Below are 24,106 nucleotides of genomic sequence, written 5' to 3' on the forward strand. Positions count from 1 at the left end.
GTCACAGCTGGGCCACCTTCCGCTGACGTACGAGGTGGACGAAGATCAGCCCGCCGATGAACGACGTGACGATGTCCGCCTGGATCTCCGACGGCGCCACCACGACCCGGCCGATGACATCGGCCACGAGCAGCAGGGTGGGCGCGAACAGCGCGCAGTAGGGCAGCATCCAGCGGGGATCGGGTCCGGTGAACGCGCGGACCGCGTGCGGGATCATCAGGCCGACGAAGCCGATCGGCCCGCACACGGCGGTGGCGCTGCCGCACAGCAGCGTGATCGCGACGATCGACAGGACCCGGGTGCGCCGCACCGAGGTGCCGAGCGCGCGGGCGTGGTCCTCGCCGAGCGAGAGGGCGCCGAGCGGCCGGGCGAGCGCGAACGCGAGCAGCGCACCGGCGATCAGCAACGGCAGTGCGGTGAGCAGGAGTTCGGGATCGCGCTTCTCCAGCGTGCCGACGGACCAGAAGCGCATCGAGTCGAGCGTGCTCAGGTCCCACTGCTGCAGCCCGTTGACGTAGCCGAACAGGGCCGCGTTGACGGCCGTGCCGGCGAGCGCGAGGCGCACCGGCGTCGCCGACCGGGTGCCACCCAGGGCGTTGACGACGATGGCGGCGACGGCGGCGCCGATCAGCGCGAACCACAGATACCCGGTGAACGACGTGATGCCGAACACGCTGATCGCGGTGACGACGGCGGCCGACGAGCCCGCGTTCACCCCGAGCAGCCCGGGGTCGGCGAGGGGGTTGCGGGTCAGCACCTGCATCACGCCGCCCGCGAGCCCGAGCGCCGCGCCCACGGCGATGCCGATGAACGTCCGGGGGAGCCGCAGTTCACGAACGATGTTGTCGTATCGGGAGCCGGACGGGGAGAACAGCCCGCTCCAGACCTGGCCGAGCGTGAGGTGCTCCGTGCCCACCGCGAGCGAGAGGGCGGCCGCCGCGAGGAGCAGCGTCAGGCCGATCACGAGACCCGCGGTGCGGGGTGGGCGGCTGCGCGGCTCGGTGGCCGGGAGTTGTCGTGTTCCGCCGGGGCGGAGTCGTATCACTGCGGGCATGTGGTTAGCTTAGGCTAACCTAACTACGTCTGCTAACAATTACGTCGACAGAAAAGCCTGGGTCGTTTCCTGATGGCTCAGGCCGTTTCCGGAGGACGCAGGTCGCTTCCGGAGGAAGAGGAGACATGAGCGTCCAGTCCGTTGCCGCCCTGCCGGACCACCGGCCGGACCGCGTCACCGGTGCCCGCGTCGCGCGCCTCAAGGAGTGCATCGCCGCGGCCGACGACGCTCAACGCGCGCACATCGCCGAGGAGTTCTGGCAGGAGGCCGCCGCCCGCGGCACACCACTCGTCGAGGAACTCGACGGCGAACCCGACCACCGGGCGGTCACCTTCCTGTGGCGCGGCCACCGCGCCACCCGGCAGGTACTGCTCATGGTCAGCCACCTCGGCGACCGCGCCCACCTCGCGGGCTCCCTCATGGAGCAGGTCCCGGGCACCGACATCTGGCACTTCGGTCTGCGGCTGCGCGCGGACCACCGCGCCTCGTACCGGATCGCCGCCGACGTCTCGGCCAAGGAGCCGCCCGCGGACCCCGAGGTGCTGCAGGCGCGGCTGCGCTCCCTCGCCGTGCACGCGGCGCACGACCCGCTCAACCCCCGCCGCCTCCCTACCCGTTGGGGCCCGGGCGACAACTCCGTCTTCGCCCTGCCCGAGGCTCCCGCCCCGGCGTGGACCGAGCGGCGCGGTACCGTGCCCGCCGGGCGCGTCGAACGGCACAGGATCGGCGCCGCGGCGCTGGGCGGCGACCGCGACGTGCGCAACGAACGCGACGTATGGGTGTATCTGCCCCCGGGTTCTCGCGGTGACACGGAACGTCCGGGTCCTCGCGGTGACACGGAGCGGCTGCCCGTCCTTGTGCTCTGCGACGGCGACATGTGGTTCGGCCGCGTGGGCCTGCAGCACACCCTCGACTCGCTGATCGCCGACGGGCTGCTGCCGCCGCTGGCCGTGCTCGCGCCGGACGCCGTCGACCGGCACACCCGGAACCGTGAACTCGGCGCCCGGGACCCCTTCGTGGAGTTCCTCGCGGACGAGCTGCTGCCGTGGGCGGCGGGCCGCTGGCCCCTCGCCACGGACCCGGCGCGCACCATCGTCGCGGGACAGAGCCTCGGCGGCCTGGCCGCACTGCACGCGGGGCGGCTGCGACCGGACCGATTCGGCCATGTTGTCGCCCAGTCGCCCTCGCTGTGGTGGCGGCCGACCCTGGCGCCCGGCGTCGTGCAGAAACACATCATCGGCGTGCCGTGGCTCGCCGCCCGGTACGCGGAGACCGACCCCGCGCCGATCACCGTGCACCTCGACGCGGGTCTGCACGAGGGCACGATGGTCGACCACTGCCGGGCTCTCTACGACACGCTGCACTCGGCCCGCTACGAGGTCACCCGGAACGAGTTCAACGGCGGTCATGACTACGCCTGTTGGCACGTCGCGCTCGTCGATGCGCTGATCCGTCTCCTGGGTGCAGGTCCCGACCCCGCCTAGCGCGGTCCCGCCCCCGCTCGGCGCGGTCCCTCGGACTTCCCCCCACCACGCATCACCTTCCCCCCGCGCATCACCTTTCTCATTTCATTGCCCTAAGGAGCCCTGCGAACATGTCCTCCCCGAGAATCCGCCGCGCCGCCCTCATACCGGCCGCCGCCGTCACCGGCGCCCTGATCCTGAGCGCCTGCGGCAGCGACAGCGGAGACGACGCCGGCGGCGCCGAGAAGGCCGGGTCCGCGTCGAAGACGCGGCAGCTCACCGACGCCCAGGGCCGCAAGGTCAAGGTGCCGAGCGACCCGAAGAAGGTCGTCGCGCTGAGCGAGCCGACCCTCGACGCGGCGCTCGCACTCGGCGTCGAGCCGGTCGGCACCACCGCGGGCCGCGGCCAGAAGGGCGTGTCCTCGTACCTCGCCGACAAGGCGTCCAAGTCGCAGGTCGTCGCGTCCGTCGCCGAGGCCGACATGGAGAAGCTCGCCGCGCTCCAGCCCGACCTGATCCTCCTCGACGAGACGACCGGCGCGAAGAAGACCGTCGACAAACTCCAGGAGATCGCGCCGACCGTCGTCACCGCGAAGCTCAACGCGAACTGGAAGACGGCCTTCACGGACACCGCGGACGCCCTCAACAAGAAGTCCGACGCCAAGAAGTGGCTAGCCGACTTCGACACGCAGGTCGCCGACACGAAGAAGAAGCTCGGCGACAACGCCGGCAAGTCCGTCTCCGTCATCCGCTGGCAGGACGGCGCCCCGTCCGTCGTCGGCAAGGGCGAGGGCCACGTCGGCTCGACGCTCAAGGTGCTCGGCATGGACCGGCCCAAGGACCAGCAGGGCGCGAGCACCGGGCACAGCGAGCCGGTCTCCCTGGAGAAGCTCGCGACCATCGACGGCGACTGGTTGTTCTTCGGTGCGCTCGGCACGGAGACCGACAGTGAGAAGGCCTACGGCGAGGCCCAAAAGGTCACCAACTTCGGCAAGTTGAAGGCCGAGAAGGACGGCCACGTCGTCGTCATCGACGGCTCCGCGTGGAACAGCGCGGGCGGTCCGCTCGCCGCGCGGACCGTCCTCGACGACATCAAGGGGGCGCTGGCCAAGTGACCACCCCGAACACTGGTCAGGACCTGGCCGGCCGGCTCGCCCTCGTCACGGGGGCGGGCCGGGGGATCGGCGAGGCGGTCGTCGCCGCGCTCGCCGGGCGCGGCGCCCGTGTCGTCGCCACGGACCTGGATGCCGAAGCCGTCGCGAAGGTCGCGGCCCCTTACGCCGGAGGGCAGGTCGTCGCCCGGGTCCTCGACGTCACCGATGCGGGGGCCGTGGAGGCGCTCGTCGGGGACGTCGAGGACACCCTCGGGCCCCTCGATGTCGCCGTCAACGTCGCCGGGATCCTGCGGGGTTCGGCCGTCGTCGACCTCAGCGACGAGGACTGGGCGGCCTGTTTCGCCGTCAATACCAACGGTGCCATGCACGTCTCCCGTGCCGTCGCGCGGCGGATGACGGGGCGCGGCGCCGGCAGCATCGTCACCGTTGCCTCGAATGCGGCGGGTATTCCGCGGAAGGGCATGGCGGCGTACGCCGCGTCGAAGGCGGCCACCGCGATGTTCACCAAATGCCTCGGCCTGGAGGTTGCCGCGCACGGGGTGCGGTGCAACAACGTCTGTCCCGGGTCGACGCTCACCGACATGCAGCGTGGCATGTGGGAGGCGGCTCCCGGGGGTGACGTGGAGGCCGGGGCGCGGTCCGTGATCGAGGGGGACCTCGCGGCTCACCGCACCGGTATTCCTCTCGGGCGGATCGCCGATCCCGGGGACATCGCGGAGGCGGTTGCGTTTCTCGCGTGCGACAGGGCTCGGCACATCACGATGCAGGACCTGTACGTCGACGGGGGCGCGACCCTCCGGGGGTGACCGGGGGTTTTTCCCCCACCCCGCCCCTTCCCGAAACCGGGGCTTCGCCCCGGGCCCCTTTGTCCTCAAACGCCGGACGGGCTAGATAGGCCCCCACTCTTGGAGACATCCATGACCACGTCTCTGACCGGTCCGATCACGGTCAATCGTTCCCACGCGCCCATCCCCGAGCTCGTTGAGCCCGGGTCCGCCACCGCGCTGCTCGAGGAGTACGCGCCCGTCACCGATCGGTTCCTCGCCACTCCGCATCGCACGCTCCTCGGGCGTGGTGTTGTTGCTGAACTTCCGTACAGGGATGGGCCGTTGAGCCCTCGGGTGCGGGCGTTGCTCGATGCTCGGCGGAGGGCCGGGGATCCGAATCCCGTCGTGATGGGTGCGCTGCCCTTCGCCCCGGACGCGGCTCCCGCTCTCGCCGTTCCGGAGGCCGTGCGGTGGGCGCCGCCGCTGCGTGAGGACCCGCTCATCGCGTTGCCCGTGCCGTCGACCGGGGACGCCGCCGACTGGACGGTGCGCGAGGTTCCGGAGCCCGGGGTGTACGGCGCCGCCGTCGCCGCGGCCGTCGAGCGCATGAAGGCCGGTGAGTTCGACAAGGTCGTGCTCGCCCGGACCCTTGAATTGACCGCGTCCAAGGCTCCCGATCTCCCCACCATGCTGCGGCGCCTGGCCCGGCGTGACCCGGCCGGCTACACCTTCGCCGTGCCCAGCGCCCCCGGCCGTACGCTCATCGGCGCGAGCCCCGAACTCCTCGTCTCCCGCAGCGGATCCACGCTCACCGCGAACCCGCTCGCCGGGTCCGCGCCCCGCAGCGCCGACCTTGCCGAGGACGTGCGTCGCGCCGCCGCGTTGCTGGAGTCGGCCAAGGATCTGCACGAGCATGCCGTCGTCGTGGACGCGGTGCGGGCTGCCCTCGCCCCGTTCTGCCGCACCATCGACGTCCCCGTCCGCCCCACCCTCGTACGGACGGCCGCCATGTGGCACCTGTCCACGACTGTGACCGGTGAACTCGCCGACCCCGAGCGGACGACCGCCCTCGACCTCGCCTCCGCCCTGCACCCCACCCCCGCGGTGTGCGGCACCCCGACCGAGCTCGCCCGTCAAGTCATCGCGGAGTCCGAGCCGTTCGACCGCGGCGCCTATACCGGCATGGTCGGCTGGCAGAACGCGGACGGCGACGGCGAGTGGGTCGTCACCATCCGCTGCGCCGAGGCCGAGGGGCGGCTGCTGCGTCTGTTCGCGGGCGCGGGTGTCGTCGCCGAGTCCTCGCCGGAAGCCGAGACCGCCGAGACCGGTGCGAAGTTCCGTACGTTCCTGAATGCTGTGGGAGCCGCTCTGTGACCGCCAACTCCCTGCCCCCCGGTCTCGACGCGCCCACCTGGCCCGCCGAGTACGCCGAGCGTTATCGCGCCGCCGGGTACTGGCGCGGCGAGACCTTCGGCGGCGTGCTGCGCGAACGTGCCGACTCGCATCCCGATCGCGTCGCCCTCGTCGACCCCGCGCCGTCCAGACGCACCTGGACCTATCGCCAACTCGACGATCGCGTCTACCGGTTGGCCGCCGGGTTCGTGGCGCGCGGCATACGCAAGGGCGACCGCGTCGTCGTCCAGCTGCCGAACGTCGGCGAGTTCGTCGAGGTCGTCTTCGCACTGTTCCGCATCGGCGCGCTGCCCGTGTACGCGCTGCCCGCGCACCGCGAGAGCGAGATCGCGTACTTCTGCTCCTTCACCGAGGCCGTCGCCTACGTGATCCCCGAGCGGCACGCCGGGTTCGACCACCGGGCGCTGGCGAGCAAGGTCCGGGCCGGGACGCCGACGCTGAAGCACGTGTTCGTGGTCGGGGGTGACCCCGGCGAGCACACCTCGCTGTCCGAAGTCCCCACCAAGCCAGTGGAGTTGGACGGGCCGGAGCCGTATGAGCTCGCCTTCCTTCAGCTCTCCGGTGGCACCACCGGCCGGCCCAAGCTCATCCCGCGCACCCACGACGACTACATGTACTCGCTGTGGGGGTCGAACGAGATCTGCGGCGTCGACGCCGACACCCGCTTCCTCGTCGTGCTGCCGGCCGCCCACAACTACCCGATGAGCAGCCCCGGTTGGCTCGGTGTGCTGTACGCGGGCGGCACCGTGGTGCTCGCGCCCGCGCCCGACCCGGACACCGCGTTCCCGCTCGTCGCGAGCGAGCGGATCACCATGACCGGGCTCGTCCCGCCGCTCGCCCTCGTCTGGACCGACTCCGCGGCCGGCACCACACACGACCTGTCGACCCTGGAACTCGTCCTGGTCGGCGGCGCCAAGTACAGCGAACAGGCCGCACGCCGCCTCGAACCCGCCCTGGGCTGCAAGCTCATGCAGGTCTTCGGCATGGCGGAAGGACTCGTCAACTACACGCGTCTGGACGACGATCCGGAGGCGATCGTCGCCACGCAGGGGCTGCCGATCTCCCCGGACGACGAGGTCCGCGTCGTCGACGACGCCGACCAGGACGTCCCCGACGGCGGTTTCGGGCATCTGCTCACCCGCGGCCCGTACACCATCCGCGGCTACTGGCGCGCCCCCGAGCACAACGCCCGCTCGTTCACCGCCGACGGCTTCTACCGCACCGGCGACATCGTGCGACGCACCCCGACCGGGCACCTCGTCGTCGAGGGCCGGGCCAAGGACCAGATCAACCGGGGCGGCGAGAAGATCGCCCCGGAGGAGATCGAGAACATCCTCCTCGCCCACCCCGCCGTGCACGACGTCTCCGTAGTCGGCGTCCCCGACGAGTACCTCGGCGAACGCTCCCTCGCCTACGTCATCCTGCGCGCGGACGCCGCACCTCTGAGGTCCGTCGCCGTGAAGCGGTTCGTACGGGATCGGGGCGTGGCCGCGTACAAGGTGCCCGACCTCGTCGAATTCGTCGACGCCTTCCCGCAGACCGGCATCGGCAAGATCAGCAAGAAGCACCAGCGGTCCGCCGCCGAGCAGCACTGAAAGGTACCCCCCACCATGGCCCTGCCCGCCATCGCCGCCTACCCGCTCCCGACCCCCGAAGAGCTCCCCGCGAACCGTGTCCCCTGGACCGTCGACCCGGCCCGCGCCGTGCTGCTCGTGCACGACCTCCAGCACCACTTCCTCGCCAAGTACCCGCAGGCCGAACAGCCGTTGACCGGCATGCTCGACAACACCGCCCGGCTGCTCAAGGAGAGCCGTGGGCTTGGAATCCCCGTCTACTATTCCGCGCAGCGCGGGGGCCAGACCCCCGAGGAACGTGGCCTCCAGCTCGACTTCTGGGGGCCCGGCGTCGCCGACGACCCCGCCGTCCTCGCCATGCCCGAGAACGTGGCACCCGAGGACGGCGACACGGTCCTCACCAAGTGGAAGTACAGCGCGTTCGTCCGCACCCAACTCGAGGAACTGATGCGGGAGTCGGGCCGCGACCAGCTGGTGATCGTCGGCGTGTACGCGCACATCGGCGTCATGATCAGCGCCGCCGACGCGTGGATGCGGGACATCCAGGCGTTCGTCGTCGCCGACGCCGTCGCCGACTTCACGCGCGAGGACCACGACATGGCGCTGCGCTGGGCCGCCGGCCGCTGCGCCGTCGTCACCACCACCGAGACGTTCATCGAGGAGGTACGGGCCGCATGACCACGCTCACCGTTCAGAAGATCCGCGAGGACGTCGCCGACTGCCTGGGCGAGGACGACCCCGCCGAGATACCCCTCGACGAGAACCTCGTCGACTACGGGCTCGACTCCGTGCGCGTCATGACCCTCCTTGAGCGCTGGCGCAGGGACCACAGCGCCGAGGCCTCGTTCGTCGATCTCGCCGAGCAGCCGGCCATCGAGGCCTGGGTGAAGGTCCTGGGGGTGGCCGCCTCGTGACCGCACTGATCAGCGAGCCCACCGAGGCTCGCGACCTCGTGCTGCCGCTCACCTCCGCCCAGTACGGCATGTGGTTCGCGCAGGCCCTCGACCCGCTCAGCCCCGCGCAGAACACCGCCGAGTACCTGGAGATCGACGGCGAACTCGACCCGGAGCTCTTCGCCGAGGCGCTGCGCCGGGTCGTCGCCGAGGCCGACGCGCTGCGCGTCCGCGTCGAGGACACCGCCGACGGGCCGCGCCAACGGGTGTGCGGCAGCGTCGAGTTGCCGCTGACGGTGCGCGAGGACCTGAGCGAGGACGAGGCCCTGGCGTGGATGCGCGCCGACCTCGCCGAGCCCTGCGACCTCGCCGAGGGGCCGCTGTTCGGGCACGCCCTGTTCCGCGTGGGGGAGCGGCGCTGGCTCTGGTACCAGCGCATCCACCACCTCGTCATCGACGGCTTCGGCTACTCCCTGCTCGTCGGCCGAACCGCCGCTATATACACGGCACTTGTGCGCGGTGAGGACCCCGGCCCGCGCGCCTTCGAGACGCTCGCCGACCTGCTGGCCGTCGACGCCGAGTACCGCGCCTCCGACGCCTTCGCCGCCGACCGCGCGCACTGGGGCGAGGCCTTCGCCGACCGCCCGGAGGCACCCCGGCTCGCGGGGCGCGGCGCGCTGCCGTCCCGCACCTTCCACCGCCGCACGACACGGATCGCGCCGGAGACCACCGAGCGGCTGAAGGAACTCGCCGCGAGCACCCGTGCCACCTGGCCCGACGTCCTCATCGCCGCACAGGCCCTCTACACCTCCCGCGCCACGGGCCGCTCGGACGTCGTCCTCGGCCTGCCGATGATGGGCCGGATGGGCTCGGTCGCGCTGCGCGTCCCCGGCATGGTGATGAACGTGCTGCCGCTGCGGCTCACCGTCACCCCGGAGGCCACCTTCACGGAACTCGTCCGCCAAGTCGTCCTCGGCGTACGGCAGGTGCGCCGCCACCAGCGCTACCGCTACGAGGACATCCGCCGCGACCTCGGCCTGCTCGGCGAGAGCCGGGGCCTCGTCGGGCCGCTCGTCAACGTCATGCCGTTCGACTACGGCGCCGAGTTCGCGGGCGCCCCGGCCCGCGCCCACAACCTGTCGGCAGGACCCGTCGACGACCTCACGGTCAACATCTACGACCGCGCCGACGGCCGCGGTCTGCGCATCGACCACGACGGCAACCCGGCCCTCTACGAGGACGAGGACCTCGCCGCGCACCAGAACCGGTTCCTCGACCTCCTCGGCCGCCTCGCCGAGACCGACCCGGGGACCCCGCTAGCCACCCATACCATCGCCACGCCCGCCGAACTCTCCCTCGTCCTCGACGAGTTCAACCGCACCGAGCGGGCCCTGCCGCCCACCACCCTCATCGGCCCCATCGAGGCGCAGGCCACCCGCACCCCCGACGCGACCGCGCTCGTGTACGACGGGACGGTGCTCACGTACGCGCAACTCAACGCGCGGGCCAACCAGTTGGCACGCCACTTGCAGGCACTGGGGGCCGCTCCCGGCCGCCTCGTCGCGGTCTCCGTGCCGCGCTCGGCCGAGCTGATCGTGACGCTGCTCGCCGTCCTCAAGTCAGGTGCCGCGTATCTGCCGCTCGACCCGGACTACCCGGAGCAGCGCCTCACGTACATGCTCCAGGACGCCGAACCCGTCTGCGCCGTCACCGATGTCGCGGACCGTCTCCCGGGCGACGCGGGCACACCGCTGGTCGTCCTCGAAGGGCTCGACCTCTCCGCGTACGCCACCGTCGACCCGGGCCGCGCGCTCACCCCCGCCCACCCCGCGTACGTCATCTACACCTCGGGCTCGACCGGCCGGCCCAAGGGTGTCGTCGTCCCGCACTCCGCGATCGACAACCGGCTGCGCTGGATGCAGCACGAGTACCGCATCGGGGCGGCGGACGTCGTTCTTCAGAAGACGCCGTCCTCGTTCGACGTGTCGGTGTGGGAGTTCTTCTGGCCGCTGCGCGAGGGCGCGACGCTCGTCGTCGCCGAGCCCGGCGGCCACAAGGACCCGGCGTATCTCGCCCGGATCATCCGCCAACAGGCGGTCACCACCTGCCACTTCGTACCGTCGATGCTCCAGGTGTTCCTCGCGGAACCGGACGCCGCTTCGTGTGCGGGCGCGCTGCGCCGCGTCTTCTGCAGCGGCGAGGCCCTGCCCCGCGAGACGGCGAACGCCTTCGCGCGGACGCTCCCCGGCGTGGCACTGCACAACCTGTACGGCCCGACGGAGGCCGCCGTCGACGTCACCTACCACGCGTGCGAGCCGTCCGGCGCGGGGCCCGTGCCCATCGGCCGCCCGGTGTGGAACACCCGCCTGTACGTCCTCGACCCGGCCGGGCAGCCGTGCCCGCCCGGCGTGATCGGCGAACTGCACCTGGCGGGACGCCAGTTGGCGGACGGCTATCTGAACCGCCCCGAGCTGACGGACGAGCGCTTCGTCCCCGACCCCTTCAGCGCCTATGAGGGTGGCCGCATGTACCGTACCGGCGACCTGGCCCGCTGGACCGAACTCGGCGAGGTCGAGTACCTCGGCCGCACCGACCACCAGGTCAAGCTGCGCGGGCAGCGCATCGAACTCGGCGAGATCGAGGCCGAGTTGGCGGCGCTGAAGGGTGTCGACGGTTCGTGTGCGCTGGTCCTCGACGACCGCCTCGTCGGTTACGTGACCGGGGCCTCGCTCGACCCCTCGGAGCTGCGCACCGCGCTCTCCCGGACCCTGCCCGAGCACATGGTGCCCTCCGCGATCGTGCCGCTCGACGCGTTCCCGCTCAGCCCCAACGGCAAGCTGGACCGCCGCGAACTCCCCGCGCCCGTGTTCGAGGGAAGCGGAACGGGCCGTCGCCCGTCGACCCCGCGCGAGGAGACGCTCACCCGCCTCTTCGCCGAGGTCCTCGACGCCGAAGGGACGGGCCCCGACGACGCCTTCTTCGACCTGGGCGGCACCTCGCTGCTGGCGGTGCGCCTCGTCAACCGGGTCCGCGAGGAACTGGGCGCGGAGCTGACCATCGGCTCGCTCTTCGCATCCCCCACACCGGCGGCGCTCGCGGCCCGCATCGACGACGCGTCGCCGGTGTCCACGGACGCCCTCGGCGTCGTGCTGCCGCTGCGCCGCGAGGGCTCCCGCCCGCCGCTCTTCGCGATCCACCCGGCGGGCGGCATCTCCTGGTGCTACGCGGGCCTGACCGCACGCCTCGACCGGGACCAGCCCGTCCACGCACTCCAGGCGCGCGGCCTCACCTCGGACGATCCGCTGCCGGGCACCCTGTGGGAGCAGGCGGCGGACTATGTGGACGAGATCCGCCGGATCCGCCCGCACGGCCCGTACCGGCTCATCGGCTGGTCGGTCGGCGGCATTCTCGCGCACACGGTCGCCGTGCTGCTCCAGGAGGCGGGCGAAGAGGTCGAACTCCTCGCGCTGCTCGACGCGTTCCCCGCCGAGCAGTGGCGCGAGCGGCCCGCTCCGGAAGAGGGCGACGCGCTCACCGCGGTCCTGCGGATGGCCGGCTTCGAGCGCACCGACGAGGCCACCCGCGAGGACGTCCTGGCCACGCTGCGCAAGGCGGGCAGCCCTCTCGCGGGTCTCAAGGACAGCACGCTCTCGCGGATCGTCGACATCGTGCCCAACCACGCCCGCATGATGCGCGCGCACGCACACCGCCGCTACGAGGGCGACGTCCTCTTCTTCACGGCCGCCGCCCCCCGCCCCGAGAACTGGCTGACCCGCGAGGCCTGGCGCCCGCACATCACGGGCCGGATCACCAACCACGACCTGCTGTGCACCCACCCGGAGCTGCTCAAGGAGGAGTACGTGGAGCGGATCGCCGAGGCCCTGGCGCACCGCTTGAAGGAGTTGGACGCCTGACGGAGTTGTAGCGTGCGGCAGATGACCGGCACCGACACCGACCGCGAACGCCTGCGCGACACCTTCAACCAGGACGCCGAACTCTACGACCGCGCCCGCCCCGGCTACCCGCCCCGCATGTTCGACGACCTCGCCGAGCTCGCCGGGGCGGGGCCGGGGTGCCGCGTGCTGGAGATCGGGTGCGGCACGGGGAAGGCGACCGTGCTGCTGGCCGAGCGGGACTGCCGGGTCGTCGGCGTGGAACTGGGCGCGGAGATGGCGGCCGTGGCGCGCCGCAAGCTCCCCGACGCGACCATCGACGTCGCGGCCTTCGAGGACTGGCCGCTGCCGCCCGACCCCTTCGACCTCGTCCTCGCCGCGACCTCCTTCCACTGGATCGACCCCGCCGTACGCATCGCCAAGAGCGCGGACGCGCTGCGCCCCGGCGGCACCCTCGCCACCGTCTCGACCCACCACGTCGCGGGCGGCACCGAGGACTTCTTCGCCGAGGCCCAGGACTGCTATCGGGATTCATTCGCAGTGCATCGGCCTTCAGGCCGGTGGCGAAGCGAATCTGGTGGTGGCGACGCGGAGCGTCGCAGCCTCCTGTCCGGCGGAGTCGGGCATTGCCTACCGCGCGGAGCACGGCGAGCGCCTGGTTCGGCGGAGCCGGACGACAGCGAAAAGTTACGCGAGTTCACCGGATCGGATGATCGGGTGGGGTTTCCTCTTCGAGTATCGTGCGTGTGTCTAGGCTCCGGTGTCATGCAGTTGCGGTACTCCTTCCGGCTCGAACCGACGCCCGCCCAGCAGCAGTTGCTGGCGCGGACGTTCGGCTGTGCCCGGGTGGTCTTCAACGACGCCCTCGCGCTGCGCCGGGCCGCGTTCACGGCCAAGGAACCCTGGATCGGGGCCGGGGACCTGTCCAAGACGGTGATCACGCAGGGGAAGAAGCGTCCGGAGCGTTCCTGGCTGGGCGAGGTCTCCGCGGTGGTGCTCCAGCAGTCCCTGCGCGATCTGGAGACCGCCTACCGTGCGTTCTTCGACTCCCGCAGCGGCAAGCGGAATGGCCCGAAAGCGGGCCCGCCCTCCTTTAAGTCCCGCAAGAGCAAGCGCCAGGCGGTGCGGTTCACCGCGAACGCCCGCTGGAAGATCACCGGCAAGGGACTGCTGTCCCTGCCGAAGATCGGCGAGATCCCGGTGCGCTGGTCCAGGCCGCTGCCCACCGTCCCGGCCACGGTCACCATCATCAAGGACGCGGCGGGAAGGTACTTCGCGTCCTTCGTCATCGACACCGACCCGCAGGCGGACGCCGAGCGCTGGCCGGCCGACGCCGACGAGGTGGCCGGGCGCGAGGTCGGCCTCGACATGGGCCTGACCCACTTCGCGGTCCTGGACACCGGGGAGAAGATCACGTCCCCGAAGTTCCTGCGCCGCGCGGAGAAGAAGCTGAAGAAGCTCCAGCGCGATCACTCCCGTAAGGCGAAGGGTTCGAAGAACAAGGAGAAATCACGACGGGCCCTGGCCCGTCAGCATGCCAAGGTCGCCGACGCCCGCCATGAATTCCACCACCAGCTCTCCACGCGCCTGGTCCGCGAACACCAAGCGGTCCACGCCGAGACGCTGAATGTGAAAGGCATGGCAAGGGGCCGCCTGGCCAAGTCCATCCACGACGCCGGCTGGGCCGCCTTCCTGAACATGCTGGAATACAAGGCCGAACGATACGGACGGACCTTCCAACGCACCGGAAGGACGTTCCCCTCCTCCCAACGCTGCTCGAATCCGGTCTGCCACCGCATCGACGGACCCAAACCGCTCAAGGTCCGCACCTGGACCTGCCCCGGCTGCGGCACCGTGCACGACCGGGACATCAACGCAGCCCGCAACACCCGCCAAGAAGGCGCACGCATCCATGCGCTCAAGGTCGCCGAGGGACATCACGGAGACCCAAAACGCCTGCGGAGCGACGGTAAGACCAAGGACCCAAGGTCCCGGCACGACGCGAAGAAACAGGAAGCCAAGGAATCCGGACCCGAAACCCGTGCCGCCTAGCGGCACGACACCGGACCGGAAGGCCAGAATCCCCTTCCTTCAGGAAGGGGTTGCATGTCAACTGCGCTTCGACCCGACGACCCCGCCGGGTCTGCGCCTCGCCCCGGCCGCCGACATCCCGTACGACAGCCAGGAGGCGCCGAACCGCAACGTCGCCCAGGGCAACGCGGCGCTCCCCGGAGCCGACCGCTTCGAGCCGCCCGTCTTCCGCCGCTGCGAACGCGAACTCACCTACCGCACCGCGGACTACCTCGACCTGCTGTGCACCTACTCCGGGACGCTCGCCCTCGCCCCGGCCGCCCGCGCCGGCCTGCTCGACTGCATCGGCACACTCATCGACACGCGCCACGCCGGCCGGGTCACGAAGCGCTACTTGACGGAACTCCGCCTCGCCGTGAGGCGGTAGCGGGCCCGCGTCCGTCTCGCGCCCGGCATGTGGGCACACGTGTCACACGGATTGCAGGGTCGTGAAGCGATCCGGCGGAGCCTTGACCGGCTCTCGGGCCGCTGGCCAAGCTTCTGTTCATGACCGCGACGACGATGCAGCTCGTGCCGTGGCTCCACGTCGACCAGGAGCGCCCGGCACCGTCGGCGTGTCCGCGCCGCTGCCGCCCGGCACCGTTCGCGTGTCCGCGCCGCTGACGCTCGGCGACCCGCAGCTCCCGCTCCCGCACACCACGGTCTCCGCCCCCTGTGCTCGCCCCGTGCCGCAGCCTGCCGCCTCGGCGGAGGCGGAAACCGCCCACCCACCCAGTGAAGGGGTCCCGCCATGACGTCCACCGCACCCGCCGCAGCGACCGCGCCGGCCGCATCCGAAGTCACCGTTCAGAAGGTCGGCGGCCGGCTCGGCGCCGTGCTCTCCGGCGTCCGCCTCGGAGGGGACCTGGACGAGGCCACCGTGGCCGCGGTCCGGGCCGCCATCCTGGAACACAAGGTCGTCTTCTTCCGCGACCAGGACCACCTCGACGCCGGGAGCCACGAGGCGTTCGCCCGCCTCCTCGGCACCCCGGTCGCCCACCCCACCGTGCCGTCCGTCGACGGCCGCTACGCGCTCGGCATCGACAACGAGCACGGCGGGCGCGCCAACCAGTGGCACACCGACGTCACGTTCGTGCCCGCGTACCCCGCCTTCTCCATCCTGCGCGCCGAGGTCGTCCCGCCGTACGGCGGCAACACCCTGTGGTCCAACACCGCGGCCGCTTACGCCGAACTCCCGGAACCTTTGCGGGTGTTGGCCGACAGTCTGCGCGGCGTGCACACCAACGACTACGACTACGCGGCCGCCCGCCCGGAGGCCCCCTCCGCGGCGCTCGAACAGCACCGGAAGGTGTTCACGGCGACCAAGTTCCAGACCGAGCACCCGGTCGTGCGCGTGCACCCGGAGAGCGGCGAACGCACGTTGATCCTCGGCAACTTCCTGCAGAAGCTCACCGGCTTCAACGCCCGCGACTCGCGCGCGCTGATCGGCATCCTGCAGTCGCACGTCGAGCGCCCGGAGAACTCGGTCCGCTGGCAGTGGCGCGCCGGCGACGTCGCCATCTGGGACAACCGGGCCACCCAGCACTACGGCGTGGACGACTCCGACGCCCACACGCGCACCCTGCGCCGCGTCACCATCGACGGCGACGTCCCGGTCGGCGTGGACGGCCGCCGCTCGACGCTGCTGCTGCCCGAGGCGGTCCCGGAGCCCGAGTACGGCATCGCCTCCGGCGCCTCGACGGACGGGGTGTTCGCGCAGGCGTAGGGGCTCCCGCCTTTTTCGGTGGGTCAGCCGAGCCGCGGGATCTCGATGGCCGGAGACCTGTGGAGTATTCCCCTAGGCAGTCTGGAGGGTCGGGGAAGCTCTGTTATCCCAGTGCCATGTGGGCGCCGAGCCCAAAGATCAGAGCGCTGGACACCACAGCGGTCGCCTTTCTGCCGCGAGGGCCGGTGATGAAGCGGCCGAAAACGGCCCCTCCGCCGGCCAGCAGCAACTGCCAGCTCGCGGACGCGGCGACGACAGTAACGATGTAGACCACAGCCTCCGCCCATGATGCGTTCCGGAGGCCCTGGTGCCCGAGGATGAGCGCGACGAAGTAGAGGGCAGGCCACGGGTTGAGTGCAGTGAGCGCCAGGAATGTCATGAACGACCGCCGTGGAGTGATGGCCGTCTCCTCTGTCGGCGCCTGGACCGCTCCGCCCTTCTGCCCTCGAAGTCCGGCAACGGCGATCCGGGCGGCCATCACGGCCAGGACGAGGAAGGCGATCCACCGCAAGGGCTCGGAGAACGGCTGGATCACCGTGGCCACTGCCGCTCCTCCCACGACAGCGGTCACCGCGTAGAGCGCATCTGCTGTCGTGGCTCCGATCGCTGCCGCGGCTCCGACCCGGAAGGAGGTCCGGGCCGTCAGATTGATCATCAGTACGGCCACGGCTCCCACCGGGATCGCCAGTCCATATCCGGCCAGCGCTCCGGCGACGGCTGTATCCAACACAACAAGCCTCCAGGGGGCGCTGAGAGAACAGTGGGTAAGCGGGATTCGGGCGGGCCCCTGTGTGAGAGGTGGCCGTCCAAGGTTCGGATCTTCATCCTGGTCCGGGCGCCCTGATGGCGTCCATTGGGAAGTTCCGCACCGTTCCGTTCGGAGAAACCACATGATCGATCCCCGGCTGCAGGCGTTGCGCGTTCTGCGTGCGGAAGGAACTGTCACCGCCACGGCGGCGGTCCTGCACCTCTCTCCTCCCACGGTCTCGCAGCAGTTGCGTCAGCTGTCCGGTGAACTCGGCCTGAAACTCCTGGAACCCGTGGGCCGGAGGGTTCGGCTGACGCCCGCCGCGCTCGCCCTGGTCGAGCACGTGGAGGTCATGAACGCAGAGTGGGAACGGGCCAACGCCGTCCTGGACTCCCACCGTGAGGGGGCCGCCGGCCTCCTGCGGATCACCGGTGTGGCCAGCGCCCTGGCCACCGTGATCGCCTCCGCGGCACAGACACTCTGCGCGCAGTTCCCTGACATGGCCTGCCGACTCGACGAGCACCCCGACGAGGACCGCATCAGCCTGCTGCTCTCCCACCGAGTGGACATCGCCGTAGTGATCGCCACCTTCGACGTGTCGTCCACGGGAAGTGGCCTCGTCGAACACGACGTGCTGATCGAAGAGCCCCAGGACCTGCTCGTACCCGACCACCATGCACTGGCCGACCGTGACACCGTACGTCTGCCGGATACCGCCCAGGAGACCTGGATCCAGGCCGGGGACCCCAGGGACCAACACCCGGTCCTCCTGCATGCCGCAGCCGCCGCGGGGTTCACACCGCGAGTGACACACAGCGCGATCGACTGGACTGCCGTGGCCGCCCTTGTCGCCCACGGCCACGGAATTTGTCTCGTCCCCCGACAGGCACCGCTCCCTCAGGGACTGCCCCTCCGACGCGTGCCCTTGGCAGGCCCGACGGCCCCCGTCCGTCGGCTCCTGGCCTGCGTCCGGCCCGGTAGCAGGAAACAGATCGCCATCGCGCGCGGCCTGGACGCGCTCCAGGACGCCGCCCTGAGGCATGCCCCGTAACGATCTTGGGCTCGGCGCAAACCCGATCACGCTTTGCAGTCGTTGCGGTTTCCGGGCAGCGGGCGGCCGACCACGACGACCAGCCGGGTGTCGGCGTCGATGACAACTTGGTGGAGTACCGGTAATTCCTGGACTATCGGGCGATCGCTTGGTCGCGGGCGGGGCCAGAAGACTGTGTCACCGTGAACTGAGCGAGCGCCGTGCGGCGTTGATGACGTTGTGGGCGTCGGGGCCGTACACCGCGGACTCCCGGAGGGTTGACCAGACGCGCCCGTACAAGGCGATGTTGTCGGCGTCGTCGAGCCACAGCTCCGCGTGCCAGTCCTCCGTGACGACGAGGCGCTCGTCAAAGACCCAGAATCCGTTGGCCGTTGGGAGCTTCAGCGACGCCGTGAACGGGATGATCCCCAGCTCGACAGAGTCCATCCCGACGACGCTCGCGAGTCGGTCTAGTTGGGCGTCGAGCACGGACGGAGGGCAGACGAGAGCCCGAAGAGCGGCCTCCCACATGACCACGCGCAGCGTATGACCACTCTCGTAAAGCCACTCTTGCCGACGGGCACGCGCCCGTACTGCCTCCTCGGCGTCCTGCGTGGTCCCGAAGAACGTGGCGTACCGCCGGAAGACGTGGCGCGCGTAGTCCGCGGTCTGGAGCATGCCGGCGACCACGGACTCTTCCCACGCATACAGAACCCGTGAGCGCTGTACCTCCACGTTCCACGAGTCCTGAACGGCGCTGTGCCCGGAGGAGAGTTGGCGTCGCCATGAGCGGATCTGCGACTCGAATCCGCGCAGTCGAGCCTGCATGCCGTCGAACTTGTCCGGCTGTTCGCATGCGTCGACCCACCTGCGGAGGTCGTCCTCCGTGATGGTCTGCTTCCCGCCCTCGCACTTGTAGATCTTCGAGTGCGGCCAACTGAGGGCGGAGGCGAGCTGAGTGCCGGTGAGCTTGCCCGACGGGCATCGGAGCCGCAGCTCCCGAAGGGAGATACCGAAGGCTTCGCGTGCCTGTTGGTAATCAGTGCTCACCGGCTCTCACTTACTCGTCGAAGGTCGCCACGGCGTGCGCAAAGACATCATGCGGTACGGCCCCGTGCGACGCGATGTCGCGCAACTGCATGTAGCGGTTGACCTCTGTCGGCTCCGTGATGAACTCCGCCCCGTGGAGGACGTCCACATCGTCGAAGCGGAGCACAGCGACGAGGCGGGAGTCAAAGATCCAAAAGTCCTCGCGGGGGAGGTTGCGGTCGTCCGCCTCCTCACGCCACAGGTAGCGCATGCTCTCCCCTGCGGCTGCGTTCCGCGGAGCGTCCGCGAGGAGGAAGCGTTGACCGACGGTGGGCGGATTGTCGACCACACGGACGCGCCCCACGGTCTTGCCGGCCGATGTCTGGGACCGCATGAGCTGTGACCACTCGTCTTCAGTGTCGAGCGTGAAGGTTCCGGTCCGGACGAACTCGTCGTACGTCGGATCTTCCGTGTCGGACTGATACCGCCCACGGGTCTCCAGCCTCCACGCGGTGTACTCGAACGTCTCGAAGAGCCGCCCGAACTCCTCCAGGTCGATCAACTTCGGCACACGCACAAGCTCCTTAGGTCCGTGGTTGACCAGAGTCTCCCGTGACACGACGACGGCGACGTCATCGGCCCCCAGGAACCGGAGCTTCGCCAACTCGTCCGGGTCGGTGACCGGGAGGCCCTGGACGATGAACTCCTCAGTGCCGACGACCTCGTGAACCGCCGGGCATCCGCCGTTCTTGCTGTCGGTGCCGTTGAACCGGATATCGCGAACCATGTTCGTCCCCCTTCAGGGGAGTTGGGTCCTCTCAGCGTCGCCGTAGTGTTCTTGGTTCTCCACACACTTCAGCATGCCGCGTGAGAACACACGAGGGAATTCCGAGAACGCGCGGGAACATTCGAGAACATCGCGTCGACACCGGAACACCGTGCTCCCTAGCGTCGTCCCCATGGTCACAGCGCACCCATCGGAAGCCGACGCTCACGCGGCAACTGAGGCACTTCGAGCGGCGCTTGACGGCGCCGGAATCGTGCTCCCGTCATTGGGCGTCGACAACGGATCTTTCGGTCCGGGACTCGTCAACCCAGGACGCGCTCGGGCCGACGTAGCCACAAGGCTCGCTGACGTTATCCGCAGAGGGGGCGCTACGGCGTGAAGGCGGAACAGCTATGGGTCGGCGCACTCGTCGTCGACACGGAAACACAGAGGGTCGGGAAGGTCATGGGACGCGAGGGCCCTTACGTCCAGCTCCGGCCACCCGGTGGCGGGCGTGAGTGGGATGCCAATCCGGATCAACTCCGCCCCGCCGACGAAGGCGAAAAGCTCCGAGCGGGAATCCTGGAGGTGCCGCTCGCGTACGTGGAAGGAATCACGTGACGGTCCGCACGTTTGTCCGTGAAGTGCGGTGGCGCATCGGGCCCTACCTGCCACCGGGAAAGCTGCGGGTACCCCTCGTACACGTCGGATGCACTACGTGCCCTGAACGTTCGGGCTCTCTCGATGCGACGACGGAGGAGCCGGAGAACTGGGCGATCAACCATGCGTGGAAGCACCCCTCACACACGGGCTTCCGGTGCGTGCAGACGTCGCTTTGGAGAGCGACACCGCTGGACGATGACGTCATCGCGGTTGAGCCTCCGGCGGTGGAGTCGTGAGCGCCCGCGAGCGCCCCACGTGTGGTGCGGAGGGACGCGTCCCGAAGCCGATAGTCCAGAACCTATGGGAGATCTGCGGGCGTGACGTGTCGGCCGTGGTGGTGCACTGCTTCCTGATCCCGCAGCATGCGTGCACCGAGCATGCCGGCCGACTGCTCGACATCGGGGAACTCCACTGGGAGACCTCCGCCTAGACCCGCCCTCTTGTGCCAGCGCTCGGGAGTGTGGAGGGCGGCAGGGTCCCAGCGCCGCCGTTGGGGACTCTGCCCGCTCTGACGGTGCGATCCGTTTTCGTCCCTTTCCGCGTGAGGGACGAAGACGGGGTGTTCGCACACGTAGGGGCTCGCGCGCAGGGTCAGCCGAGCCGCGGGATCTCGATGGCAGGGCACTTGTCCATGACCATGGAGATCCCCGCGGCCCGCGTCCGCTCGTACGCCGCCTCGTCGACGACGCCGAGCTGGAACCAGACGGCCTTCGCGCCGATGGCGGCCGCCTCGTCGGCGACCGGGCCCGCGAGGTCGCTGTTGACGAAGACATCGACCACGTCGACGGGGAAGGGGATGTCCGCGAGCGAGGCGTAGCCCTGCTCGCCGTGCACGGTCTCCGCCTTCGGGTGCACCGGCACGATCCGCTTGCCGAAACGCTGGAGCACGTCGGCCACTCCGTAGGCGGCGCGGGCCTGGTTCGAGGAGAGGCCGACCACCGCCCAGGTGTCCCCGGTCTCGGTGAGGATCTTGCGGACCGTGTCGTGATCGCCGTACATGGGGCCTCCTGAGACGGGACGGTTCTGCGAAATCGGACGATTCTTCGTACGGGACGTTGCTTCGTACCGGACGTTGCTTCGTACGGACACGACAACTCCCCGCGCGGCGCAGGGATTCCGGGGGAGGGCTCAGCCCACGTGCACGCGCGGGCGGCGCTCCGGGTCGGGTTCCGCGCGGCGGAGCACCTCGCGGGTGACCGGGGCGACCTCGCCGTCGCCGAACACCAGGAAGCGCAGCAGGTGGCCGACGGGGTGGCCCTCGGTCCAGTTGAAGTAGGCGTGCGGGACGCTGCCGGTGCGGTCGCGCAGGTCCATGAGGACGGCGGCGGCCGTGTTGGGGACGCCGGGGCCGTGCACCCGCAGTCGCCGCACGCCGTGCTTCTCGTCGCCGTGGACGAGCAGGTCCTCGGTGAAGTCGGAGGAGTCCTGGATGAAGACCTCCAGGAACAGCACCCCGCCGTCGTCCGGCATGGGCGTGTCCTCGCGCTGGCAGTGCTCCTTGTCGCGGTACTCCGCTGTGGTGTGCTCCTGCGGCTCGTTCGCGATGATCCGCAGCGGGCCCCGCGCCGCCGCCTCGTCGATCAGGCGCAGGGCCGTCTCGTCGTACGTGACCGCGCCCGCGCGCAGTTCGAAGGCGCGGTGTACGCGGGAGGCGAAGGAGGTGAGGAGGATCGCCGCGATGAAGATGATGGCGATCTTGATGCCGTCGGGACGTTCCACGACGTTCGTGACCAGCGTGTAGGCGAAGACCGCCGTGATCGCGCCGAAGCCGATCGTCGCCTTGCGGTGGCCCCGCCGGTGCACGGCGACCGTCGACGCGAACGACGCGGAGAGCATGAGCACCAGCACGCCGGTCGCGTACGCGCCGGACTGGTCGTCGACGTTGGCGTTGAACCAGAGGGTGATGAGGACCGCGGCCGCCATGAAGACGAGGACCAGCGGGCGCACGGCCCGCGTCCACTCGGGAGCCATGCCGTAGCGGGGCAGATAGCGGGGGACCAGATTGAGCAGCCCCGCCATCGCGGAGGCGCCCGCGAACCACAGGATGGCGATCGTCGAGATGTCGTAGACGGTGCCGAAGGCCTCGCCGAGGTAGGCGTGCGCGAGATACGCGAGCGCGCGCCCGTTCGCCGAGCCACCCGCCTCGAACTCGTGCTGCGGGATCAGGATCGTGGTGGCGAGGCTGGACAGCAGCAGAAAACAGCTCATGATCAGCGCGGCCGTCGTGAGCAGCTTGCGAGTGTCTCGGATGCGCCCCGTCGGCTTCGCGTACGTGTCCGTGGAGTCGCCCTGGACCTGCGGCATCACGGCCACGCCCGTCTCGAAGCCGGACATCCCGAGCGCCAGCTTCGGGAACACGAGCAGCGCGACGCCGATCATCATGAACGGTGAGGAGTGCTCGGCCGTCATGGCGTCCCACCAGTTGCCGATCTTGACCGGCTCGGTGAACACATGGGCGGCGGCCGTGATCAGCACGACGATGTTCAGGGCCAGATAGGCGCCCACGAGCACCACCGCGACCCGGATCGCCTCCCGGAACCCCTTGAGGAAGACCGCGCCGAGCGCCACGAGCAGCGCGAGCGTGATCCAGGTGTTCTCACCGTCCAGCCCGGCGGGCGCGAACGGGTTCTCCACGACGTGCGCCGCCGCGTCTGCCGCCGACAACGTCATCGTGATCATGAAGTCGGTTGCGGCGAAGCCGAGCAGCACGAGGACGAACAGCTTCCCCGCCCACCAGGGCAGCAGCCGCTCCAGCATCGCGATCGACCCCTCGCCGTGCGGCGACTCCTTCGCGACCCTGCGGTACACCGGCAGGGCGCCCAGCAGGGTGAGCGCGATCAGGACGAGCGTCGCGAGCGGAGACAGCAGTCCCGCGGCGAGCGCCGCGATGCCCGGCTGATAGCCGAGCGTCGAGAAGTAGTCCACACCCGTCAGGCACATCACGCGCCACCACTTGTGGCCCTTGTGCTCCTCGGGGGCGTGCCCGTGCGGCCCCTGGTGGCGGGCCGTCTGCTCGCTCAGCCCCTCCAGCAGCCAGGAGCGGAAACGGCTCGTGGAGGCGGCGGGGGCGGCCGGGCTCTCGGCCTGGATGCCGGTCATGTGCGGTGCTTCCTGTCGGGCGACTCGGGCGACTCGGGCGACTCGGGTGACGGGGGCGACTTGGGCGACTGTCTGTGACGACGAGCGAGTATCCACCACATCGTCACCTGTGCCCCGGGCGGGGGCGAGTCCTGTGTCACCTGCGCATACGCTGGTCCGATGCAGGACGAGTACCGCACGGTGGCCCGCGAGGGCGTGCACGAGACAGAGATCAGCCGCTCCCGGTTCCTGTGCGCGCTCGCGCCCGCCGCGACCGAGGAGGAGGCCCAGGCCTTCGTCGCGCGCGTCCGCAAGGAACACCCGTCGGCCAACCACAACTGCTACGCGTACGTCATCGGGGCCGACGCCTCCGTACAGAAGGCGAGCGACGACGGCGAGCCGGGCGGCACGGCGGGCGTGCCGATGCTGCAGATGCTCACGCGGCGCGACATGCGCTACGTCGTCGCCGTGGTCACCCGCTACTTCGGTGGCGTGAAGCTCGGCGCCGGCGGTCTCATCCGCGCCTACGGAGGCGCGGTGGGCGAGGCCCTCGACGCGCTCGGCACGGTGACGCGACGCCGCTTCCGCCTCGCCACCGTGACGGTCGACCACGCGCGCGCGGGCAAGATGGAGAACGACCTGCGGTCCACCGGGTGCGAGGTCCGTGACGTCCGCTACGGGGAGGCGGTCACCATCGAGATCGGCCTCCCGGAATCGGACATCGACCGCTTCCAGGGCTGGCTCGCGGACGCGACGGCGGGCACGGCGGGCTTCGAACTGGGCGGAGAGGCGTACGGCTGAGCCGCCACTCCCACCGCAACAGG

The 24,106-nt window shown here is 70.3% G+C and carries 22 protein-coding genes and 1 pseudogene; 16 read left to right on the forward strand and 7 right to left on the reverse strand.

Annotated elements, in window-relative coordinates:
- Position 1 precedes the first annotated feature (1 nt).
- Positions 2-1,054, reverse strand: coding sequence for a FecCD family ABC transporter permease (locus OG746_RS35190; protein ID WP_266722151.1), 1,053 nt, complete (start codon positions 1,052-1,054; stop codon positions 2-4).
- Positions 1,055-1,179: 125 nt separating this feature from the next.
- Here OG746_RS35190 and fes point away from each other — a divergent pair, with 125 nt between their 5' ends.
- The 11 genes from fes (at position 1,180) to OG746_RS35245 (ending at position 15,968) form a co-directional block, all read left to right on the forward strand.
- Positions 1,180-2,538, forward strand: a complete 1,359-nt coding sequence (fes, locus tag OG746_RS35195) for an enterochelin esterase (protein WP_266722153.1) — start codon at positions 1,180-1,182, stop codon at positions 2,536-2,538.
- Positions 2,539-2,648: 110 nt separating this feature from the next.
- Positions 2,649-3,632 (forward strand): ABC transporter substrate-binding protein, encoded by a 984-nt coding sequence (locus OG746_RS35200; RefSeq protein ID WP_266722155.1) that lies wholly within the window; start codon positions 2,649-2,651, stop codon positions 3,630-3,632.
- Entirely contained in the window at positions 3,629-4,438 is an 810-nt protein-coding gene (locus OG746_RS35205) for a 2,3-dihydro-2,3-dihydroxybenzoate dehydrogenase (protein ID WP_266722157.1), read from the forward strand. The genes OG746_RS35200 and OG746_RS35205 overlap by 4 nt, the downstream gene beginning before the upstream one ends.
- A gap of 111 nt (positions 4,439-4,549) precedes the next feature.
- Entirely contained in the window at positions 4,550-5,773 is a 1,224-nt protein-coding gene (locus OG746_RS35210; RefSeq protein ID WP_266722159.1) for an isochorismate synthase, read from the forward strand.
- Positions 5,770-7,407 (forward strand): (2,3-dihydroxybenzoyl)adenylate synthase, encoded by a 1,638-nt coding sequence (locus OG746_RS35215; protein ID WP_266722161.1) that lies wholly within the window; start codon positions 5,770-5,772, stop codon positions 7,405-7,407. Before OG746_RS35210 ends, OG746_RS35215 begins: the two co-directional genes overlap by 4 nt.
- Before the next feature lie 15 nt (positions 7,408-7,422).
- Positions 7,423-8,064, forward strand: a complete 642-nt coding sequence (locus OG746_RS35220) for an isochorismatase family protein (RefSeq protein ID WP_266722163.1) — start codon at positions 7,423-7,425, stop codon at positions 8,062-8,064.
- Entirely contained in the window at positions 8,061-8,300 is a 240-nt protein-coding gene (locus tag OG746_RS35225) for a phosphopantetheine-binding protein (RefSeq protein WP_266722165.1), read from the forward strand. Before OG746_RS35220 ends, OG746_RS35225 begins: the two co-directional genes overlap by 4 nt.
- Positions 8,297-12,193, forward strand: a complete 3,897-nt coding sequence (locus OG746_RS35230) for a non-ribosomal peptide synthetase (RefSeq protein ID WP_266722167.1) — start codon at positions 8,297-8,299, stop codon at positions 12,191-12,193. The genes OG746_RS35225 and OG746_RS35230 overlap by 4 nt, the downstream gene beginning before the upstream one ends.
- A 21-nt stretch (positions 12,194-12,214) precedes the next feature.
- A complete protein-coding gene (locus OG746_RS35235) occupies positions 12,215-14,224 on the forward strand; it encodes an RNA-guided endonuclease TnpB family protein (protein ID WP_266722169.1) in 2,010 nt (669 codons plus the stop codon).
- Positions 14,214-14,630: a hypothetical protein gene (locus OG746_RS35240; protein ID WP_266722171.1), complete on the forward strand. Its 417-nt coding sequence runs from the start codon at positions 14,214-14,216 to the stop codon at positions 14,628-14,630. Before OG746_RS35235 ends, OG746_RS35240 begins: the two co-directional genes overlap by 11 nt.
- 363 nt (positions 14,631-14,993) lie before the next feature.
- Positions 14,994-15,968, forward strand: a complete 975-nt coding sequence (locus tag OG746_RS35245; protein WP_266722173.1) for a TauD/TfdA dioxygenase family protein — start codon at positions 14,994-14,996, stop codon at positions 15,966-15,968.
- A gap of 103 nt (positions 15,969-16,071) precedes the next feature.
- On the opposite strand, the gene OG746_RS35250 is transcribed toward OG746_RS35245, so the two are convergent.
- Complete coding sequence (locus OG746_RS35250) at positions 16,072-16,698, reverse strand: LysE family transporter (RefSeq protein WP_327654809.1); 627 nt, start codon at positions 16,696-16,698, stop codon at positions 16,072-16,074.
- A 160-nt stretch (positions 16,699-16,858) separates the two neighbouring features.
- Here OG746_RS35250 and OG746_RS35255 point away from each other — a divergent pair, with 160 nt between their 5' ends.
- Positions 16,859-17,767, forward strand: a complete 909-nt coding sequence (locus OG746_RS35255; protein WP_266722177.1) for a LysR family transcriptional regulator — start codon at positions 16,859-16,861, stop codon at positions 17,765-17,767.
- Between the two features lie 29 nt (positions 17,768-17,796).
- On the opposite strand, the pseudogene OG746_RS45685 reads toward OG746_RS35255, so the two are convergent.
- The 3 genes and pseudogenes from OG746_RS45685 to OG746_RS35270 all read right to left on the reverse strand — a co-directional run.
- Positions 17,797-17,880: pseudogene (locus tag OG746_RS45685) on the reverse strand (IS5/IS1182 family transposase); the annotation flags it as partial.
- Between the two features lie 64 nt (positions 17,881-17,944).
- Positions 17,945-18,796, reverse strand: a complete 852-nt coding sequence (locus OG746_RS35265; protein ID WP_266722179.1) for a helix-turn-helix domain-containing protein — start codon at positions 18,794-18,796, stop codon at positions 17,945-17,947.
- Between the two features lie 10 nt (positions 18,797-18,806).
- Positions 18,807-19,562 (reverse strand): DUF6879 family protein, encoded by a 756-nt coding sequence (locus tag OG746_RS35270; protein ID WP_266722181.1) that lies wholly within the window; start codon positions 19,560-19,562, stop codon positions 18,807-18,809.
- Positions 19,563-19,937: 375 nt separating this feature from the next.
- Between OG746_RS35270 and OG746_RS45690 the strand changes: the two genes are divergently transcribed.
- Genes OG746_RS45690 through OG746_RS35280 form a run of 3 tightly spaced genes read left to right on the forward strand, consistent with a single transcriptional unit; the run spans position 19,938 to position 20,634 of the window.
- Positions 19,938-20,162, forward strand: a complete 225-nt coding sequence (locus OG746_RS45690; RefSeq protein WP_443063051.1) for a hypothetical protein — start codon at positions 19,938-19,940, stop codon at positions 20,160-20,162.
- Positions 20,159-20,440: a DUF7848 domain-containing protein gene (locus OG746_RS45695; RefSeq protein WP_524540515.1), complete on the forward strand. Its 282-nt coding sequence runs from the start codon at positions 20,159-20,161 to the stop codon at positions 20,438-20,440. Before OG746_RS45690 ends, OG746_RS45695 begins: the two co-directional genes overlap by 4 nt.
- Complete coding sequence (locus OG746_RS35280; RefSeq protein WP_266722185.1) at positions 20,437-20,634, forward strand: hypothetical protein; 198 nt, start codon at positions 20,437-20,439, stop codon at positions 20,632-20,634. The genes OG746_RS45695 and OG746_RS35280 overlap by 4 nt, the downstream gene beginning before the upstream one ends.
- Before the next feature lie 161 nt (positions 20,635-20,795).
- On the opposite strand, the gene OG746_RS35285 is transcribed toward OG746_RS35280, so the two are convergent.
- Together OG746_RS35285 and OG746_RS35290 are read right to left on the reverse strand one after the other, a co-directional pair.
- Complete coding sequence (locus OG746_RS35285) at positions 20,796-21,203, reverse strand: CoA-binding protein (RefSeq protein ID WP_266722187.1); 408 nt, start codon at positions 21,201-21,203, stop codon at positions 20,796-20,798.
- Between the two features lie 129 nt (positions 21,204-21,332).
- Positions 21,333-23,303: an APC family permease gene (locus OG746_RS35290; RefSeq protein WP_266722189.1), complete on the reverse strand. Its 1,971-nt coding sequence runs from the start codon at positions 23,301-23,303 to the stop codon at positions 21,333-21,335.
- Positions 23,304-23,462: 159 nt separating this feature from the next.
- On the opposite strand from OG746_RS35290, the gene OG746_RS35295 reads away from it, so the two are divergent.
- Positions 23,463-24,083, forward strand: coding sequence for a YigZ family protein (locus tag OG746_RS35295; RefSeq protein WP_266722191.1), 621 nt, complete (start codon positions 23,463-23,465; stop codon positions 24,081-24,083).
- Positions 24,084-24,106 lie beyond the last annotated feature (23 nt).

This window comes from Streptomyces sp. NBC_01016 (assembly GCF_026341035.1).
In the GTDB taxonomy this organism is placed as follows: domain Bacteria; phylum Actinomycetota; class Actinomycetes; order Streptomycetales; family Streptomycetaceae; genus Streptomyces.

What these genes read in the sequence shown, in the direction of transcription:
- OG746_RS35235 (WP_266722169.1), top strand. Translation starts at nt 12,215, where the DNA reads ATGACCGGCACCGACACCGACCGCGAACGCCTGCGCGACACCTTCAAC.
- OG746_RS35270 (WP_266722181.1), bottom strand. Translation starts at nt 19,562, where the DNA reads ATGGTTCGCGATATCCGGTTCAACGGCACCGACAGCAAGAACGGCGGA.
- OG746_RS35220 (WP_266722163.1), top strand. Translation starts at nt 7,423, where the DNA reads ATGGCCCTGCCCGCCATCGCCGCCTACCCGCTCCCGACCCCCGAAGAG.
- OG746_RS35210 (WP_266722159.1), top strand. Translation starts at nt 4,550, where the DNA reads ATGACCACGTCTCTGACCGGTCCGATCACGGTCAATCGTTCCCACGCG.
- OG746_RS35225 (WP_266722165.1), top strand. Translation starts at nt 8,061, where the DNA reads ATGACCACGCTCACCGTTCAGAAGATCCGCGAGGACGTCGCCGACTGC.
- OG746_RS35290 (WP_266722189.1), bottom strand. Translation starts at nt 23,303, where the DNA reads ATGACCGGCATCCAGGCCGAGAGCCCGGCCGCCCCCGCCGCCTCCACG.
- OG746_RS35285 (WP_266722187.1), bottom strand. Translation starts at nt 21,203, where the DNA reads ATGTACGGCGATCACGACACGGTCCGCAAGATCCTCACCGAGACCGGG.
- OG746_RS35295 (WP_266722191.1), top strand. Translation starts at nt 23,463, where the DNA reads ATGCAGGACGAGTACCGCACGGTGGCCCGCGAGGGCGTGCACGAGACA.
- OG746_RS35200 (WP_266722155.1), top strand. Translation starts at nt 2,649, where the DNA reads ATGTCCTCCCCGAGAATCCGCCGCGCCGCCCTCATACCGGCCGCCGCC.
- OG746_RS35190 (WP_266722151.1), bottom strand. Translation starts at nt 1,054, where the DNA reads ATGCCCGCAGTGATACGACTCCGCCCCGGCGGAACACGACAACTCCCG.
- OG746_RS35255 (WP_266722177.1), top strand. Translation starts at nt 16,859, where the DNA reads ATGATCGATCCCCGGCTGCAGGCGTTGCGCGTTCTGCGTGCGGAAGGA.
- OG746_RS35245 (WP_266722173.1), top strand. Translation starts at nt 14,994, where the DNA reads ATGACGTCCACCGCACCCGCCGCAGCGACCGCGCCGGCCGCATCCGAA.
- fes (WP_266722153.1), top strand. Translation starts at nt 1,180, where the DNA reads ATGAGCGTCCAGTCCGTTGCCGCCCTGCCGGACCACCGGCCGGACCGC.